The 16,165-nt window shown below is 61.0% G+C and carries 11 protein-coding genes; 7 read left to right on the top strand and 4 right to left on the bottom strand.

Features of this window, described 5'->3' with window-relative positions:
* Window position 1: 1 nt before the first annotated feature.
* Both ACILSR_RS22790 and rpsU read left to right on the top strand, forming a co-directional pair.
* Window positions 2-1,273: an adenylosuccinate synthase gene (locus ACILSR_RS22790; protein ID WP_395752108.1), complete on the top strand. Its 1,272-nt coding sequence runs from the start codon at window positions 2-4 to the stop codon at window positions 1,271-1,273.
* A 76-nt stretch (window positions 1,274-1,349) separates the two neighbouring features.
* Entirely contained in the window at window positions 1,350-1,586 is a 237-nt protein-coding gene (rpsU, locus tag ACILSR_RS22785) for a 30S ribosomal protein S21 (RefSeq protein ID WP_395752107.1), read from the top strand.
* Window positions 1,587-1,764: 178 nt separating this feature from the next.
* On the opposite strand, the gene ACILSR_RS22780 is transcribed toward rpsU, so the two are convergent.
* Both ACILSR_RS22780 and ACILSR_RS22775 read right to left on the bottom strand, forming a co-directional pair.
* Window positions 1,765-4,692 carry a PVC-type heme-binding CxxCH protein gene (locus tag ACILSR_RS22780; RefSeq protein ID WP_395752106.1) on the bottom strand — a complete coding sequence of 976 codons (2,928 nt, stop codon included), beginning with the start codon at window positions 4,690-4,692 and terminating at the stop codon, window positions 1,765-1,767.
* Complete coding sequence (locus ACILSR_RS22775) at window positions 4,689-6,137, bottom strand: hypothetical protein (protein WP_395752105.1); 1,449 nt, start codon at window positions 6,135-6,137, stop codon at window positions 4,689-4,691. The genes ACILSR_RS22780 and ACILSR_RS22775 overlap by 4 nt, the downstream gene beginning before the upstream one ends.
* Window positions 6,138-6,230: 93 nt before the next feature.
* Between ACILSR_RS22775 and ACILSR_RS22770 the strand changes: the two genes are divergently transcribed.
* The 4 genes from ACILSR_RS22770 to ACILSR_RS22755 all read left to right on the top strand — a co-directional run bounded on the left by ACILSR_RS22770 (window position 6,231) and on the right by ACILSR_RS22755 (window position 12,004).
* Window positions 6,231-7,115: a polyphosphate kinase 2 family protein gene (locus ACILSR_RS22770; protein ID WP_395752104.1), complete on the top strand. Its 885-nt coding sequence runs from the start codon at window positions 6,231-6,233 to the stop codon at window positions 7,113-7,115.
* 79 nt (window positions 7,116-7,194) lie between these two features.
* Entirely contained in the window at window positions 7,195-7,728 is a 534-nt protein-coding gene (locus ACILSR_RS22765) for a sigma-70 family RNA polymerase sigma factor (RefSeq protein WP_395752103.1), read from the top strand.
* The gene (locus ACILSR_RS22760) at window positions 7,725-9,194 is read left to right on the top strand and encodes a LamG-like jellyroll fold domain-containing protein (RefSeq protein WP_395752102.1); all 1,470 of its coding nucleotides are present in this window, start codon (window positions 7,725-7,727) and stop codon (window positions 9,192-9,194) included. The genes ACILSR_RS22765 and ACILSR_RS22760 overlap by 4 nt, the downstream gene beginning before the upstream one ends.
* Complete coding sequence (locus ACILSR_RS22755) at window positions 9,194-12,004, top strand: PSD1 and planctomycete cytochrome C domain-containing protein (RefSeq protein WP_395752101.1); 2,811 nt, start codon at window positions 9,194-9,196, stop codon at window positions 12,002-12,004. Before ACILSR_RS22760 ends, ACILSR_RS22755 begins: the two co-directional genes overlap by 1 nt.
* A gap of 14 nt (window positions 12,005-12,018) precedes the next feature.
* Here ACILSR_RS22755 and ACILSR_RS22750 read toward each other — a convergent pair whose 3' ends face one another.
* A complete protein-coding gene (locus tag ACILSR_RS22750; protein WP_395752100.1) occupies window positions 12,019-13,413 on the bottom strand; it encodes a chondroitinase-B domain-containing protein in 1,395 nt (464 codons plus the stop codon).
* Window positions 13,414-13,728: 315 nt separating this feature from the next.
* Between ACILSR_RS22750 and ACILSR_RS22745 the strand changes: the two genes are divergently transcribed.
* Entirely contained in the window at window positions 13,729-15,198 is a 1,470-nt protein-coding gene (locus tag ACILSR_RS22745; RefSeq protein ID WP_395752099.1) for a DUF1501 domain-containing protein, read from the top strand.
* An 84-nt stretch (window positions 15,199-15,282) separates the two neighbouring features.
* Here ACILSR_RS22745 and ACILSR_RS22740 read toward each other — a convergent pair whose 3' ends face one another.
* Window positions 15,283-16,164 (bottom strand): ribokinase, encoded by an 882-nt coding sequence (locus ACILSR_RS22740; RefSeq protein ID WP_395752098.1) that lies wholly within the window; start codon window positions 16,162-16,164, stop codon window positions 15,283-15,285.
* Between the last annotated feature and the right edge of the window lies 1 nt (window position 16,165).

Here is a 16,165-nt window from a genome sequence, read left to right as displayed (position 1 = left end):
CATGTCTAACACTATCATTGTCGGCGCCCAGTGGGGCGATGAAGGAAAAGGTAAAATCGTTGATTACCTCACGGAAAACACGGACGTCGTCGTCCGCGCCGCCGGTGGCAACAACGCCGGCCACACCGTCATCAGCAACGGCACCAAGTACATCCTCCACCTCATCCCCTCCGGCATCCTTTGGAAGGACAAAATCTGCGTCATCGGCAACGGCGTCGTCATGGACCCCACCGGCCTGCTCGCAGAAATGGCCAAGCTCCGTGGCCAGGGCGTGACCATCACCCCGGAAAATCTCCTCATCAGCGAAACCGCCCACCTGGTGATGCCCTACCACCGCGGCCTCGACAAGGTCCGTGAAGCCAAGCGTGGCGACAAAAAGATCGGCACCACCGGACGCGGCATCGGCCCGGCCTACGCCGACAAAGTGGAGCGCGACGGCCTGCGCACCATCCTGATGACCCAGCCCGAAATCTTCGAAGAAGAGCTGCGTGACCGTCTGGCCCGCCATAATGCCACCTTTGCCGAACTCGGCGTGGAACTCGTCCCCGTGGAAGAGACCGTGAAGGAGATGCTCGAAGCCGCCAAAACGCTGGCCCCACACATCACCAACACCACCGTGTATCTGCACGAGGCCATCAAGGCCGGCAAAAGCCTCCTGTTTGAAGGCGCTCAGGGTACCTACCTGGACATCGACCACGGCACCTATCCCTTCGTCACCTCGTCCAACACCACCTCCGGCGGCGCCTGCACCGGCTCCGGCGTCCCACCGCGCATGATCGACAAGGTCGTCGCCGTCGGCAAAGCTTACACCACCCGCGTCGGCAGCGGTCCTTTCGTGACCGAAAACGACGCCATCGGTGACATGCTGCACAACATGGGCCGTGAATTCGGTGCCACCACCGGCCGCGCCCGCCGCTGCGGCTGGCTGGACTCCGTGCTCGTACGCTATGCCGTCATGGTCAATGGTGCCGATGAACTCGCCATCACCAACCTCGACGGCCTGGACGGCCTGGACACCATTCAAATTTGCACCGCCTACACCCTGCGCGGCAAGACCATCCACTACCCGCCGAGCACCGCTGCCGATCTGGCTGCGTGCGTCCCTGTTTACGAAACCCACCAGGGCTGGAAGCAGGATCTCAGCGGCATCCGCAAGTTCGCCGACCTCCCCCCGCTGGCCAAAGCCTACCTCAAGCGCCTCGAAGAACTCACCGGCGCACGCGTCAGCCTCGTCGGCATCGGTCCGGACCGCGAGCAGACTCTCGTCGCTTGAGGTCATATTCCATTTGACGCAGGCCCTCATTCCCCTATTTTCACGCCCCTTTTCCCAAACCACCCCGACCCCGTTTATGACCGAAATTCAGATCCGTAAAGGCGAGCCCGTTGACCGCGCTCTCAAACGCCTCAAGACCCGCCTTGAAATGGACGGCATCCTTGAAGAAGTCCGCCGCCTGCGCGCCCACGAAACTCCGAAAGAGCGTACCAAGCGCAAAGCCCGTGCCGCAGCCAAGCGTGGCAAGATCCGCTATCGCTTCACCCTTCCGAAAGCCCCCGGCGCACCGGAAGCCCCTGTCTCCGCCGCTTAATCCGGCTCAGGGAAAAGAAACTTCAAAGGGCGGGTTCATCCCCGCCCTTTTTTGTGCCTGTGTGGTGGAGACGGTCAAGCTTTCTCTGTCAAGATGGTCAAGGCTTCGACGGTCAAGAAGCCGTCAAGAAGGTCACTGCCGCGACACTTGACCATTCCTTGACCTCTTGACTGCTTCTCTACCTCCCCAGCCCGGCGAGATACGCGATCAAATCCCTCAGCTCCTCCCGCGTCATGTTCATGATCAGCCCCTCCGGCATCAGCGAGCCGGCCTCCTGCTTCTCCTGAATCTGCGCGGGAGTAAATCGGCTCACTTGACCACCTAAAAGGTCACGAAGCTGCAGTTCGCCACCAGCTTCGCTCACTTTGTAGCCTTGCAACTGGCGACCGTCCTTCAGCTTCAGTGTCGTGGCCACATAGCCCTCTTTGATCTGCCGGTTCGGCCAGACCACGGCTTCGATGAGCAGTTCCACTGGCACACCACGGCCCACCGCATCCAGCTCCGGGCCCACCACGCCACCCTGCCCGCCGATCTTGTGACAGGCGATGCAGCCTGAAAGTGGCGCATTGAAAACGGCCTTCCCCTTCACCGCATCGCCACCCCTTTTCACCTCCGCTGCCAAGGCAGCTACCCAGGACGTTTCATAGGCGGGCACCGTGTTCTTCACGCCCAGGATTTTGCCAAAGGCGGTCGTCAGCGCGGCATCGCCCCTGCCCGCCGCAGTCAGTGTGGTCAGCGCCAGTTTTGCCACTTCGGCAGAACATGGCCTATCATTCAATTCCTTCGCCAGCGCCGCCACGGCAGGCTCACGCGCCAGGAGCGGCGTCAGCCAGGCCCGCATTGTGTCTCCATCTGCAATGCTCCCAAGCGCCGCCGCCGCGAGCTGACCTGCCAGAGCCGGCTTCTTCTCCGCCACCGCCGTGAGCGCCGCCACCCGCACCGGCCACGGTTGTTTCACATCGCCTGCAAAGGGTGCAAAAGTCTCTACGGGTTCGCCCAATCGCACGAGTGCCGCCACGGCAGCGGCGCGTGTGGCCTCTCCTGTATTCAGCAAGGGGCGGATGAGTTCCACCGCACTTCTCACACGCCACTCGCCCGTGAGTATGCAGGCTGCAACTTTTTGCGCGTCGGTGCCACTCTGCAGCACTTCCTGCAGCACGGCTTCCGCTCCTTCAGGCAGCTTGCCACTCCGTTGCTTCGCGGCGTTCGCCAAATCATCCAGCACCGCCTGATCCTTCAGCCCCAGCTTCAGAGCGAGGAGCATGTCATCGGGTCCCCCTTTGCGCACCAAAGCCGCCACCAGCCCTCGGCGTGTCTCCGCAGACATCGACTCCCCCTTTTCCGCCAGCATCGTGCGCACCACCCCCAGCAGCTCCGCACTGCCCTCCTTCTCCACCAGAAACGCCAGATGATTCGGCGGCAGCGAATTCAAAATCTCAAACGGCGGCTTCTTCCACTGCGGTGCCGTCGCATGCACCGCCAGCCACAGCGCCCGCTCGATGAAGCTGTCCATCGGCTTGTCGAGCACCTTCAAGGCCACTTTGATCGCCTCAGGTGATGGCACCTTCGCCGCAGCAACGACGGCTTCTAGACGGACGAGGGGAGAATCGTCCTCCGTCGCCTTTTCAATCTCCCGCAAATCACTCAGCCCATGTACATGCGAGGCATGTCCATTTTCTTCCGTCCATCTGTTCTCCATCCCCACTTGCCGCTCTACTCGATCCACTTGATAATCTAACCACCTGCTGGGTTGACCTCGGACTCTAACACCCTTCATGCCTGGGACTAGGTACTCACTTATGTTAAAACGAGGGATGTTTGTTTGTCCCTTTGCCACGACACGCCAGATGCGCCCATGAGTCGCATCACGATGCGGATGGCGGAAGCTCGCTTGATAGTGACCGATGATGGGGTCGTACCAGTCGGCGATGTAGAGCGCTCCTTCGGGACCGAAGCGGATGTCGATGGGGCGGAAGGCGACGTTGTCGCTGGTGATGAGCGGGGGCTGCTCGATGGCCTGCATGCCGCTGGGGAACTCTTTGTCAGGAGTGAGCTTGTAGCGATAGACGGCGTTTTCGAAGAAGCCGCCGCTGATGATTTCCTCCTGCATCGGTTCGGGCCAGTGGGAATTGCCGACGATGTCGATGCCGCAGAATTTTCGCAGGCCGTCGGTCTTGATGATCTGGCCGCTGTAGGGAAGCTGGAAGCGTTCGAGGACAAAATGGGGAATGCTGTGCACTTGCGTGTCTTTTCGTTCGCGGGACTCCTCTGCGTTTTCGATGAGGGAGGTGCTGACTTCCATGGGGCGTGCCCAGAACATGCCTGCCGCACCAGCCACCATGATGGGCTGGCCCCATTTCGTGAATGCGGTGCCCCAGGCGTTCAGCGGCATGCCGGTGGGATAGGGATTCAGCCGCCCGCTCTTTGGGTAGTAGTGCCAGAAGCCTGCGCCGTAGAGAGTCTTGGTGCCATGGGCTGTGGTCACCCGCGAGTAGCAATGGAGGCCCTGATGCATCACCAAGGCGCCATCGGGTGCCCAAATGAAGCTGTTCAGGCACTGATGGGTGTCTCCAGTGCCAAAGCCACGCAGCACGACTTCGCGACGGTCCACGTGGTCGTCTCCGTCGTCATCGTGCATGAGCCAGAGTTTTTCTCCTTCGCCGACATAGACGGAGTGGCCGTTGGGTGATTTCACGCCGGGGTCTCGCGGAGCGAGTTCCATGCCCATGGGCTGGCTCAGGCCTCCGGTAAAGAGGGTGCGCTTGTCAGCGCGGCCATCGTGATCGGTGTCTTCAAGGATGATGATCGTGTCGTCGGAGACCTTGCCGGGCTGAGCTTGGGGGTAGTCGCTGGTTTGCAGCACCCAGAGGCGGCCACGTTCATCCCAGCGGATGGCGATGGGATTGGGGATGCCGTCGGCTTCGCTGGCAAACAGGTTCACTTCGAAGCCTTCGAGGACCTTGAAGGACCTTAACTCTGCTTCGGGTGAGTGGTCAGCGGGTGGTTCGCCGACGGAGATGCCTTTCTTTTTGGCAGGCTGTTGTGCGAGGGAGAGGGGCAGGAGACAGAACCAGAACAAGCTAAAGCCCAGGACTACTTTTTTCATGGCAGCTTTCCTCCCAATTCGTTCGCTCGTTGCGCTATTTCGCTCTCCTTTGCCTCAATCAGCGGCAGATACTGCTCAAGTTCGCTCGGAAACCAGCGCTGCGCGGGATCCGCATGATTGCGGCTGCTGGGCTGGGCGGTGCGGTCACCATGGAGGAAGGCCCAGTTGGCGGGACGCCAGTAGCGATGCCAGAGGGCGTTCTTCTGCTGAATGAGGGATCTCAATGTCGCATCGGGTGCTTTTGAGTCGCTGCTCCAAAGCTGGGCGATGCTGAGGCCAAGCTGAGATGCGCCGGTGGACGTGAGGTTTAAGCCGTCTCGTGTGGAACCGGGCTGCAAGGAGTTGTTTGGAGCTGCAACCAAAGCCCCGTGTGCCCTGGCCACCTCGGCAATGACGGCGGCATACTGTTTCAAGGCTGCGTTGTGTTGTGCGAGTTTTCCTTCAAACGCAGGCGGATGCACCAAGACGATGCGTGGGGTCACTTCGGTGCATGTGGATACCAGCTTCTCCAAAGAGGTCTTAAATTCCGCCAAACCGCTTTCACCACGCTCCAGGCATTCCTGGCGGCCGAAGATTAACATGGCGGCGGTGGCACCTGAGCGTTCGAGTTGCTGCCTGAGGCTGCCGAAATTCATCGGGCGGTCCTGACGGAAGACTGTGTCGGCTTCCCAAGTGAGATCACGCAATTTGATGGGATGCTGTGCTACAAGCTGCGTCTCCATGCTGCCATCTTCCACCACGGCCACGGCTTCGGAGCCGCCGAGGATGGCGAGGACCTCGTTCGTCATGATGCCCTTCCCTGCCGCCCATGGCGTCAGCGTGCGCTTCAATGCCGCACCGGTGGGCAGAGCCGCGAGCTCGAGGATTTCCGGACGGGTGAGAGCGCGATCATAGAGCCGCAGATGGGCGATCTGGCCGCCGAGGCCGCGGCTGTTGGGTTCAAACAGGGCATTGGCAAGCAGCAGCGGCCCGGGAGGCTCACGCCAGGAATTGAGTTCTATGCCGTTCAACCAGATGCCTGTAAGTGCCTGTTTTGCGTCCCGCTTCACGTTGAGCACCACATGCCACCAGCGGCCGGTGATGGGTGGGGAAAGAGGAACGGCATGCATGAGGCCACGGTCTTCGAGGGTGATGCCGACGCCCTGGGAGCCGAGATGCCAGTCGATCAGGGGCTTCTGGGATTCGTTGCCCAAGGCCAGAATGTGGTTCCCGTGCTCGGCATCCGGGGCTGATTCGACCCGAAAAGCAAAGGCGATGGCGAAGTCCTGCAACTCCGACTTGTGTGTCGGATTCGGCAACTTTAGCGGTTTTTCGCCGTCCAGCGGCAACACTCCATCCCACCGCTCCAAGAGCCCTTTTTCGAGATCCGACGTGCTGCTGCTCACCTGCCCGATGGCGGCGCCGAGGAGCATGAGGTGGATGCCGAAAAATAGCCGGAGGTGCATGGAACCGAAAAAACAGGCGGAACGAACAGCTTCTTGCACTTCCTCCTGTTCATCAGGGTTCGCTGCTGTTAAATCCTGAATCCTTTTCACCTCATGAAACTCAAGCTTGATCTCGATGACTTTCGCGTGCCGGATGGCAAACCTTTTCGCATCAAGAAGGCGAAGACCAAGGTGAAGGACCTGTACAAGGACGATGCGCACTATGAATCGCTGATCGCGGAGTTCCGGACGGAGATCGACGATCTGCAGCAGAAGATGTATGCGCAGGACCGGCAGGCGCTGCTGCTGGTGTTTCAGGCGATGGATGCGGCGGGCAAGGACAGCACGATCAAGCATGTGATGAGCGGGGTGAACACGCAAGGCGTGGAGGTGCATGCCTTCAAGCGGCCCACCTCGGCGGAGCTGGACCATGACTTCATGTGGCGCCACACGCGCGCGATGCCACCACGCGGGCGCATCGGGATTTTCAACCGCAGCTACTATGAGGAGGTGCTCATCTGCCGGGTGCACCCCGAGATCGTAACCAAAGTGCAGCGGCTGCCGGATCACACCACGAAGCACGTTAAGAAGCTGTTTGAAGACCGGCTGGAAGACATCGCCAACTATGAGGCCTACTGCCACCGCAACGGCATTCTCATTCTGAAGTTCTTTCTGAATGTGTCCAAGAGCGAGCAAAAGAAGCGCTTCCTGGCCCGCATCAACACGCCGAGCAAGAACTGGAAGTTTGAAGAGGGCGACGTGGGTGAGCGGGGGCACTGGAAGGAGTACATGAAAGCGTATGAGGACGCCATCCGGGTGACCGCGACGGAAAACTGCCCCTGGTATGTGGTGCCCGCGGACGACAAGAAGAACATGCGGCTCATCGTGAGCGCGGCGATCCTCAATGAGATGCAGAGCATGAAGCTGAAGTATCCGGAACTGCCGCCGGAACAGAAGAAGCACCTGCAGGCCGCGAAGCGGATGCTGGAGGCGGAGTAGTGCAGCGTGGAGATTTGAACAAAATCTGCATTCGTCCGTAAAATCCCCGGTTCTGGCGGAGATACAGACATGACCGATCATGTCTCCCTCCGAAACCGAACGCCACCGCCGCTTCCTGCGCAGCTTCACCGCGCATGAGCCGGCCATCCGTGCGCATGTGCGGCGGCTGGTGCCCTCGCGGGCAGATGCGGATGATGTGATGCAGGAGATCAGCGTGGTGCTGTGGGAAAAATTTGACTCCCTGCATGAGGGGACGGAATTCAAGACCTGGGCTTTCGGCGTGGCGCGCTTCGAGGTGCTGGCGTGGCTGCGGGACCGAGGACGTGACCGGCTGGTGCTGGATGAAGAGGTCATCGCCAAGATGGCTGAAGAAACCACCGCCCTGGAGCCGCTGCTGGAGCGACAGAGGGAGGCGCTGGAGCAGTGCATGAAAAAAGTGCCGGAGGATCAGCGCGGACTGCTGATGCAGGCGTACCAGCCCGAGTCGAGCATTCAAGAAGTGGCGCAAGGCAGCGGGCGCACGGTGCCGGGCTTTTACCAATGGCTGCACCGCATGCGGCAGAAGCTGCTGGAGTGCATCCGCCGTGCGATGACGCAGGAGGTGGCGTCATGAAGACAGAGCTGGATTCACTCGCAGGCGTCTATCTGGACGGCAGCATAACGCCGCAGCAGATGGAGCGGCTGAATACGCTGCTGCTGGCCGATGGGGAGGCACGGCGTGAGTTTGCTGAACTCATGAATGTGGACTCCGCTCTCGCGGCTCTGGCTGCGGACTGGGCGCCGGAGGAGGTGACGGGGAAGCCGGTGAAGGCCACGCGCTGGATCAGCGCCTCGCCCCGCTGGATCGCTGCTGCCGCCGCCTGCGTTTCTTTCCTGCTTGGCGCCTGGTTTTGGCAGGAGGCCCACCGTGCGTATGCCGTGGTGGGAAGAGCCGCAGGTGTGGTGGAGCTGGTGGATGGCGCGAGCGTGCGCGGCGAGAGCCATGACATCCGAGCGGGCAGTGTGTCGCTCATCACCGCACGCGGTGCACGCCTCGTCATCGAAGCGCCGGCGGAGTTTCGTTTTGAGTCGGCGCAGCGCCTGCACATGAAACGCGGCCGTCTGGCCGCGGATGTGCCGCCAGGGGCGAAGGGATTCACCGTCATCACACCGACGGGAGACGCGGTGGATCTGGGCACGCGCTTCGGGGTGGATGTGGCGTCCAGCGGTGCAGCGGAGGTGCATGTGTTTCAGGGCGAGGTGATCACCAAGGCCGCGGGTGCGCGGGCCAATCAAAGCCTGCATGGCGGTGATGCGGTGTCATTTGACCAAGGGGCCAGCACGGCGCGCGAGCTACGATCCTCCGCCTTCATCCAGCCGGATGAAATGCCCGGGCTCACCGCAGGCCTCGCCGCCGGTCAGCGTGCGCAGTCGGAGGCCGCACTGTCTGCCTTGCGAAAAGATCCGGCGCTGATTGCCTTGCTGGACTTTGAAGCTCCCGAAGAGCTGCCGGGCGTGTACCGCACCGTGCAGGGACGCTGGCCAGGCTCTCACGCGCCGGAGTTTGTGAATGTGGGGGACCACCTGAAGCTCGATGTGGGAGGCGGGCGCGACTGGCCGCAGCTCACGCTCGCCGCGTGGGTGAGGATCGACCGGCTCGGTGCGGCGGCGTACCAGTCTCTGCTGCACACGGACGGGTGGAGCAAAAACAATCCCGGGCAGGTGCACTGGATCATCAACCGGAACTCCACGATGCGGCTTGCGCTCATCGGCGATACGCTGGCGCCGGGCTCCACCGAGCTGCAGGGGTACCCTGACTCGCGCAGCCCGGTGCTTCCGGAGCAGGGACGCTGGGTGCATCTGGCGGCCGTCTATGACGCCACGCGGGCAAGCGTGCGCTTTTATCTCAACGGACAGTTCGACAAAGAAACGCGGCTGGAGACCGCCTACCCGGCACGCCTTGGCCCGGCGCAGATCGGGAACTGGAACCAGCAGGACCGCAAGCTCAGCGGCCGAGTGGATGAACTGCTCCTGCTGGGCCGCGCCATGAGTGACGCTGAAATCCAAGCCCTGCATGCCGCAGGCAATCCGTACCGTTGATGAAGACCGCCCTTTCCATCCTGCTCGCATCTTCCACGCTCGCCACTGCGGTGGATTTTGTGCGCGATGTGCGCCCGATTTTTCAGCAGCACTGCTACAGCTGCCACGGCGAGAAAAAGCAGAAGTCCGGCCTGAGGCTGGACATCAAATCTCAAGCCCTGAGAGGAGGCGACAAGCACTCCCCTGACATCATCTCCGGCAGAGCCAAGGACAGCCCGCTGATCCATTTCATCACGACGGATGATGAGGATGAGCTCATGCCGCCGAAAGGAAAGCTGTCTGAAAAGGAGATCGCCACGCTGACGACCTGGATTGATGACGGGGCGGTGTGGCCGGAGGGGGTTGATCTCGCAAAGCTCGAAGACAGGCGTGATCACTGGAGCTTAAAGCCGATCCAAGTTGCAGGTTTAAAGCCTCAAGTTTCAAGTTCTTCGCGGAGCATCGATGGATTCATCGAGGCGAGGCTGGCCGAGAAGAAGCTGCATCGCTCGCCGCCTGCGGATCCGGTGGCATGGCTGCGCAGGGTGACGTTTGATCTCACGGGGCTGCCACCGACTCCAGATGAGGTGTCCGCGTTTTTAAAAGATCAAGACCGGGCCGCTGTGGTGGAGCGACTGCTGAAGAGCGAGCGCTATGGTGAACACTGGGCGCAGCACTGGCTGGATGTAGTGCGCTATGCGGACACGCATGGATTTGAGGTGAACACTGAGCGGCCCAATGCGTGGCCGTACCGGGACTACGTGATCCGTGCTTTTAACAATGACACGCCGTACGACCGGTTTATCCGAGAACAGCTCGTGGGCGACGCGATGGGGCAGGACGCGGCCACGGGTTTTCTGGTGACCGCGTCCGTTCTGCTACCCGGACAGATCGGGAAGGATGATGCGTCCAAGCGGCTCGCGCGGCAGGACTCCATCGACGAGATGGTGGTGAACATCGGGCAGACTTTCCTCGGGCTCGGCATCGGCTGCGCGCGCTGCCATGATCATAAGTTTGATCCGATCACGGCCAAAGACTACTATGCCATGCAGGCGTTTGTGGCGGGAGTGGAGTATGCGGACCGCGACCTGCACACCCCTGAGGCCGAAGCGGCGCGGATGGAAGAAAGCCGGCTGAAGACACGCCTGGCGCAGATCGACAAAGAGCTCGCGCGCTTTGTGCCTCTGGTGAAATCCGGCGCTGAGAGGCCCATGGTCAGCGCCCGGGAAAACGCGGACCGTTTTGCGCCGGTGAAAACCAAACGTGTGCGGTTTACCATCAAGGCCACCACCAATCTGGAGCCGTGCATCGACGAACTGGAAATCTTCAACACCAGCGGCGAGAACGTGGCGCTGGCAAGCACGGGCACGCAGCGCAAATCCTCGGGCGACATCGGAGTGGCTGAGCGCCACGAACTGAGGTTCATCCACGACGGCCGCTACGGCAACTCACGAAGCTGGCTCTCCAGCAAGACCGGCCAAGGGTGGGTGGAACTGGAGTTCCCACAGGAGCAGGCCATCGAGCGCGTGGTGTGGAGCCGAGATCGTGAAGGGAAGTTCACGGACCGACTGGCCACCGACTACCAGATCGAGGTTTGCGATGCCGAAGGGGCATGGCACACGGTGGCCGATGCGAGCGACCGGCAGAAGTTTGATCCGAAAAACAAGAAGCCCGCGAAGGCCACGCTCAAGGGGCTCACGCCTGCGGAAAACAAACTCGCCCGTCCGCTCTTTGAAGAGAAGGCCCGCACCGAGAAACAAATCGCCCAGGCGGTGAACATGCAGAAGGTGTTTGCGGGAACTTTCCGCGCGCCGGACGACATCCACCTGCTGAACCGCGGCGACCCCGAGCAGCCAAAGGAAGCAGTCGCGCCTGCGGTGCTTAGTTCACTGGGCACTGTGAGGCTGCCCAAGGAAAGCGGCGAACAAGAACGCCGCCGCGCTCTGGCGGAGTGGATCGCCAGTCCGCAAAACCCGCTGACGGCGCGTGTGATGGTGAACCGGATCTGGCAGGGGCACTTCGGCACAGGGCTGGTGCAGACACCCAGCGACTTCGGCCGCATGGGGATGAAGCCGACCCACCCCGAACTGCTCGACTGGCTAGCCGCCGAATTCATCCGCAGCGGCTGGAGCGTGAAGCACATGCACCGGTTGATTGTGATGTCTGAGACGTATGGGCAGAGGGGGCAGATTTATGATTTACGATCTACGATTGATGATTTGGCGGAAGGAGAGGCCCGAGGTGGCAAGGCAGGTGAGGGCGGAAACGACGGGACCTTGGTTGATGCGGATGTGCGTTACTATTGGCGCTTTCCTTCGCGGAGGCTCGAGGCGGAATCGATTCGGGACTCGATGCTGGCGGTGAGCGGGCGGCTGAATCTGAAGATGTATGGAAGGGGCTTTAACTTCTTTGACCAGCGCGGGGGCCTCAGTGGCTTTGATCCCATTGAGACTTTTACCCCTGACAACGAACGGCGCATGATCTATGCGCACAAGGTGAGGCGCGAGCCGGAGACGGTGTTTGGCGCCTTTGACTGTCCCGATGCGGGGCAGAGCACTGCGCGACGGCTGGAAAGCACCACGCCGATTCAGGCGCTCAATCTTTTTAACAGCCGGTTCACATTGGTGCAGAGCGAGGCTTTTGCGGAGCGCGTGGAGCGGGAGGCGGGGACAGATGTGGGGACGCAGATCGCACACGCGTACCGCCTTGCATTGAGTCGCGCGCCGAGCGCTGCGGAGCTGGCTGATGCGATGCCTGTCGTACAAAGTCACGGACTGGCAGCGCTCTGCCGAGCGCTTTTCAACAGTAATGAGTTTCTTTTTATGCCGTAGTTCGGGTCTTGTGCTCAGGGCAGATTTTGATTGCCCGATTCCCGCAGTTCTTTTGGCAGAGTTCCGGATGAATCTGGCGCGATGTAATCGAAGCAGCCGGACATCTTCATGTCGGTGAAGATGTTTTCCTGTGCCAGAACGTTCTGGGGAAGCAGCGGGTATTGGGGGCGGGGGTAAATGCCTGCGGCGATGCGTTTCGCGCAGTGCTCGAAGCGGTTGCGGATGATGAGAATGTTTTTGGCGCGGCCGTAGCCGCCCAGTTCATCGCTTTCGCCAAAGGTTTCGACGTCTGCGGCCATCAGGGAGACGGGCCAGGCGTAGTAGTCCGCAGGTTTACCGAGATTGCGGAAGGTGTTGCCAAGGAGGATGTGGCCATCGCCTTGCAAACGTACTCCGCCGGTGTTTTCGCGGTCATGGCCATCGAAGACATTGTCCTGGACGAGAACACGGCGTGCGGTGCGCAGACAGAGAACACCCTGGCTGGCCAGAAAGCGATTGTCGCGGACCACGATGTCTGATGCTTTCAAGGTGATGAGTTCATTCTCGCCATCGCATTTCTCAAAGGTGTTTCCCTGAATGAGCGATCCGGTGGGTGCGGCACGCACTCCGCTCCAGCCTATCTGGATGACTTCGTAGCCGTTCTGGTTGTCGAGGTAAGGGCGGCAGGCGAAGCGGTTGTTCAGGATGTGCAGACGCTGCAGGCCCTGCGCGGGAAGTTCAGAGGCGCCGAGCATCTGGCCGATGTTGCGGAGGTTTTCGAAGGTGCAGCCGGCCACAGTGTTGTCGCTGCCGCGAAGGGCCATGAGCCAGACATGAATCCTGGCGCGATCGGCGGAGTCAGCAGAGCCGCAATCTTCGATGCGGATGCGATGGAAAATACAATGGTCGGCTGGCCTGGCCTCGCCATTCCCGACTGCAAAAACGGTGGTGTTGTTTCGTGTGACCGTGATGCCGCGAAAGGCCAGATCATGCACGATGAGATGCTTTCCGTGAAAGCGCACACTGGAGCCACCGCTGAAGAACACACTGCCTGGCTTCTCCGGACAGATCAAAATGGGGGCCTCCATGGTGCCGTGACCTTCAAAGACAAACGACTGGTCCTTCCACGCGCCTGCTGCGAGGATGAGCTTGTCTCCGGGAGCGAGCCGGGATGAGAGGCGGCGCACCTCCTCGGCGTCATGAGCCAGGTGGGTCTTTCCAGGGAAGAGACCGCAGCGAAGGACGTCGCCGCCTTCAATGGTGGCGAGCCGGGGATCGATGGGGCGTTGGAGATCCAGCCGCAGGGCGCTGGTCCACTTCGCTGCCTTCAACGCCGCGGCAAGCTCTTCGTCGGCGGAAGCGCTGAAGGTGGATGCTGGCACAATGAACAGCCATGAGATAGCGGCCCAGAGGCAGGTGGCGGATTTCATGCGGCGAACGAGAGATCGACTTCAAGGTTGTACATCAGGCCAAGAACAGCGGCGATGACCGGCACCATGAGCAGGGCGTAGAATAAGAGCGTGGGGGTGAATTTCATCGAAGAGCCCAACAGAGGCAATCACCTCATACGGCGGCTGCCACCCCGGCTTCTCGAAGTAGTCTCCGAATCAAGAACTGGTGGTGCTCCAGACCAGCGGCTGGGAACCTTGCCTTTTTTCGTCATTCAGTCATGAATCATCGTTAAATGTCGCCGCGTTGTGGAGAGTGTCAGGTGGACTTTCTTAACCTGACCTCGCGCTCCAGACATGCCTCTCCACGCCGAACACCTTTCTACCGCAGGGCGCACGCTGCTCGACCGCCGCCGCTTCCTCTCCAGCAATGCGACGGCGCTGGGATCCATCGCGCTGACAAATCTGCTGGGACTGGATGGACTGCTGGCGGCGAACGGGCCGGTCATCGATCCGGCGCGGCCTTATGCGCCGCGCCAGCCGCACTTTCCGGCGAAGGCGAAGAATGTGGTGGTGATCTTTTGTGCGGGAGCGGTGAGCCAGCTCGAAACCTGGGACTACAAACCGGAGCTGATCAAATGGGATGACAAGCCGCTGCCGGGCGGACCCGCGGTGACGTTTCAAGGACCTGCGGGCAATCTGGCGCGGCCGCAGTATGAATTTCGGCAACGAGGGCAGACGGGCAAATGGGTGAGCGACATGATCCCGCATCTGGCGGAGCTGACAGATGACTTTGCGTTTGTGCACTCGCTGACGAGCAAGTCGAACACGCATGGACCGGCGGAGAATTTTCTCTCCACGGGCTTCAACCTCGATGGTTTTCCTTCGCTGGGTGCCTGGACGACGTATGCGCTGGGAAGTGAGAACCAGGATCTGCCCTCCTATGTTTCCATTCCTGATCCGCGCGGTGTGCCGCAGAATGGCGCGAACAACTGGGGGCCGGGATTTCTGCCGGCGGCGTTTCAGGGGACGACGATGAGCTCCAAAGATCCGGTGCGGCATCTCGCTGCGCAGGGTGTTACTCCAGCGACGGATCAGGCTGCACGCTCGCTTCTGCAGCGAATGAACGCGCGCCATCTGGCGGCGAATCCGGGTGATGGCAAGCTGGCGGCACGCATCGCGAGCTATGAGCTGGCGGCGCGCATGCAGCTGAGTGTTCCGGAGATCAGCGATCTGAGCACGGAGCCTGCGCATATTTTGAAACTCTACGGGGCTGATGATGCGCAGAACGCGGAGAAGGCGGCGTTTGCGAAGAACTGCATTCTCGCGCGGCGGCTGATCGAAAAAGGAGTGAGGTTTGTGCAGCTTTTCAACGGCGCGTATGCCAGCGGCGGGAAGCTGAACTGGGACGGGCACAACGCGCTCAAAGATCAGTATGACGTGCATGCGCCAATCCTGGACCAACCGGCTGCGGCGCTGATTCGAGATCTCAAGTCACGCGGTTTGCTGGAGGACACGCTCGTGGTGTGGTGCACGGAATTTGGGCGCATGCCTTTCTTCCAAAAAGGTGCGAAGGGGCGCGATCACAATCCTGATGGCTTTACGTGCTGGATGACGGGGGCCGGTGTGAAGCGTGGTGTGAGCTGTGGTGAGACGGATGAACTCGGGCAGAAGGCGGTGAAGGATGTACACCCGCTGTATGACTTTAATGCGACGATTCTGCACCTGCTGGGACTTGATCACGAGCGGCTCACGTTTGAGCACAATGGCGTGCAGCGAAGGCTGACGAATGTGGAGGGGCATGTGATCAGGGAGATGCTGGCGTGAGGATCGAAGTGATTCGGATGCTCTTGCCCGAAGCGAATGCGGTGGGACGCTCGAGTTGCGGGCAGGAGTGCCCGCAACACTGATTCATCTGCTCGCAAACGCCTCGATCTCCTGGCGCGTCGGGATCGCGGGCTGTGCTCCGGGTTTCAGGGTGGCTAGAGCACCGGCTGCATTGGCGAAATGAACTGGGTTTTCGCAGCCTTCGCTGCTTGCGACGGCGAACGCGCCTGTGAAAGTGTCTCCTGCGCCCACGGTGTCGATAGGAGTGACCTGGGGTGGTGCGATTTCTTCGGTGCGATCTGCCGTGATGCTGAGTGTGGTGTCTGCGCCTCGGGTGATGATGAGGTGGCGGCACATGGCCTCGCGCAAATTTTGGCCGGGGGTGATCTGCGCGGCTTCGCCTTCGTTCACGATCAGGGTATCGACCGCGAATCTCGCGGCGAGATATTCTGCACTAAGCGGGGATGGATTCAAAATTACCTGCACGCCTGCGGCGCGGGCGATCTCCGCCGCACGCTGGACCACGGGGAGCGGGCATTCGAGCTGCAAGAGAAGCAGCTCTGCGCCGCGAATGAGGGACGCCTGATTTTCGATATCGTCCAGCGTGATGGCGTGATTGGCTCCGGCGTTTACGATGATGGAATTTTCACCGTGATCGTCCACGGCAATGAAGGCGGAACCCGTGGGCGCGGCGGAGCGGATGAGGCCCGTGGTATCGATGCCTTCGCTGTGCAGGTGCTCGATGTAGCGAGAACCAAAATCATCATGGCCGACGCAGCCGATCATGCTGACTGCGCCTCCCGCGCGCGCTGCCGCGACGGCCTGGTTTGCGCCCTTGCCTCCAAAGCATGTGAGCATGCTGCTGGAGGTGAGGGTTTCGCCGGGAGCGGGGATGTGGGGGACACGCAGGGTGTGGTCCACATTGAGCGAGCCGACGACGACGATCTTGGGACGCGGCGTGGGCATT

Source organism: Prosthecobacter sp. (assembly GCF_044222565.1).
Lineage (GTDB): Bacteria > Verrucomicrobiota > Verrucomicrobiia > Verrucomicrobiales > Verrucomicrobiaceae > Prosthecobacter.
Note: the sequence above shows the minus strand (reverse complement) of the source record. Positions and strands in the feature narration are given on the sequence as shown.

What these genes read in the sequence shown, in the direction of transcription:
- ACILSR_RS22790 (WP_395752108.1), top strand. Translation starts at nt 2, where the DNA reads ATGTCTAACACTATCATTGTCGGCGCCCAGTGGGGCGATGAAGGAAAA.
- rpsU (WP_395752107.1), top strand. Translation starts at nt 1,350, where the DNA reads ATGACCGAAATTCAGATCCGTAAAGGCGAGCCCGTTGACCGCGCTCTC.
- ACILSR_RS22780 (WP_395752106.1), bottom strand. Translation starts at nt 4,692, where the DNA reads ATGAAAAAAGTAGTCCTGGGCTTTAGCTTGTTCTGGTTCTGTCTCCTG.
- ACILSR_RS22775 (WP_395752105.1), bottom strand. Translation starts at nt 6,137, where the DNA reads ATGCACCTCCGGCTATTTTTCGGCATCCACCTCATGCTCCTCGGCGCC.
- ACILSR_RS22770 (WP_395752104.1), top strand. Translation starts at nt 6,231, where the DNA reads ATGAAACTCAAGCTTGATCTCGATGACTTTCGCGTGCCGGATGGCAAA.
- ACILSR_RS22765 (WP_395752103.1), top strand. Translation starts at nt 7,195, where the DNA reads ATGTCTCCCTCCGAAACCGAACGCCACCGCCGCTTCCTGCGCAGCTTC.
- ACILSR_RS22760 (WP_395752102.1), top strand. Translation starts at nt 7,725, where the DNA reads ATGAAGACAGAGCTGGATTCACTCGCAGGCGTCTATCTGGACGGCAGC.
- ACILSR_RS22755 (WP_395752101.1), top strand. Translation starts at nt 9,194, where the DNA reads ATGAAGACCGCCCTTTCCATCCTGCTCGCATCTTCCACGCTCGCCACT.
- ACILSR_RS22750 (WP_395752100.1), bottom strand. Translation starts at nt 13,413, where the DNA reads ATGAAATCCGCCACCTGCCTCTGGGCCGCTATCTCATGGCTGTTCATT.
- ACILSR_RS22745 (WP_395752099.1), top strand. Translation starts at nt 13,729, where the DNA reads ATGCCTCTCCACGCCGAACACCTTTCTACCGCAGGGCGCACGCTGCTC.
- ACILSR_RS22740 (WP_395752098.1), bottom strand. Translation starts at nt 16,164, where the DNA reads ATGCCCACGCCGCGTCCCAAGATCGTCGTCGTCGGCTCGCTCAATGTG.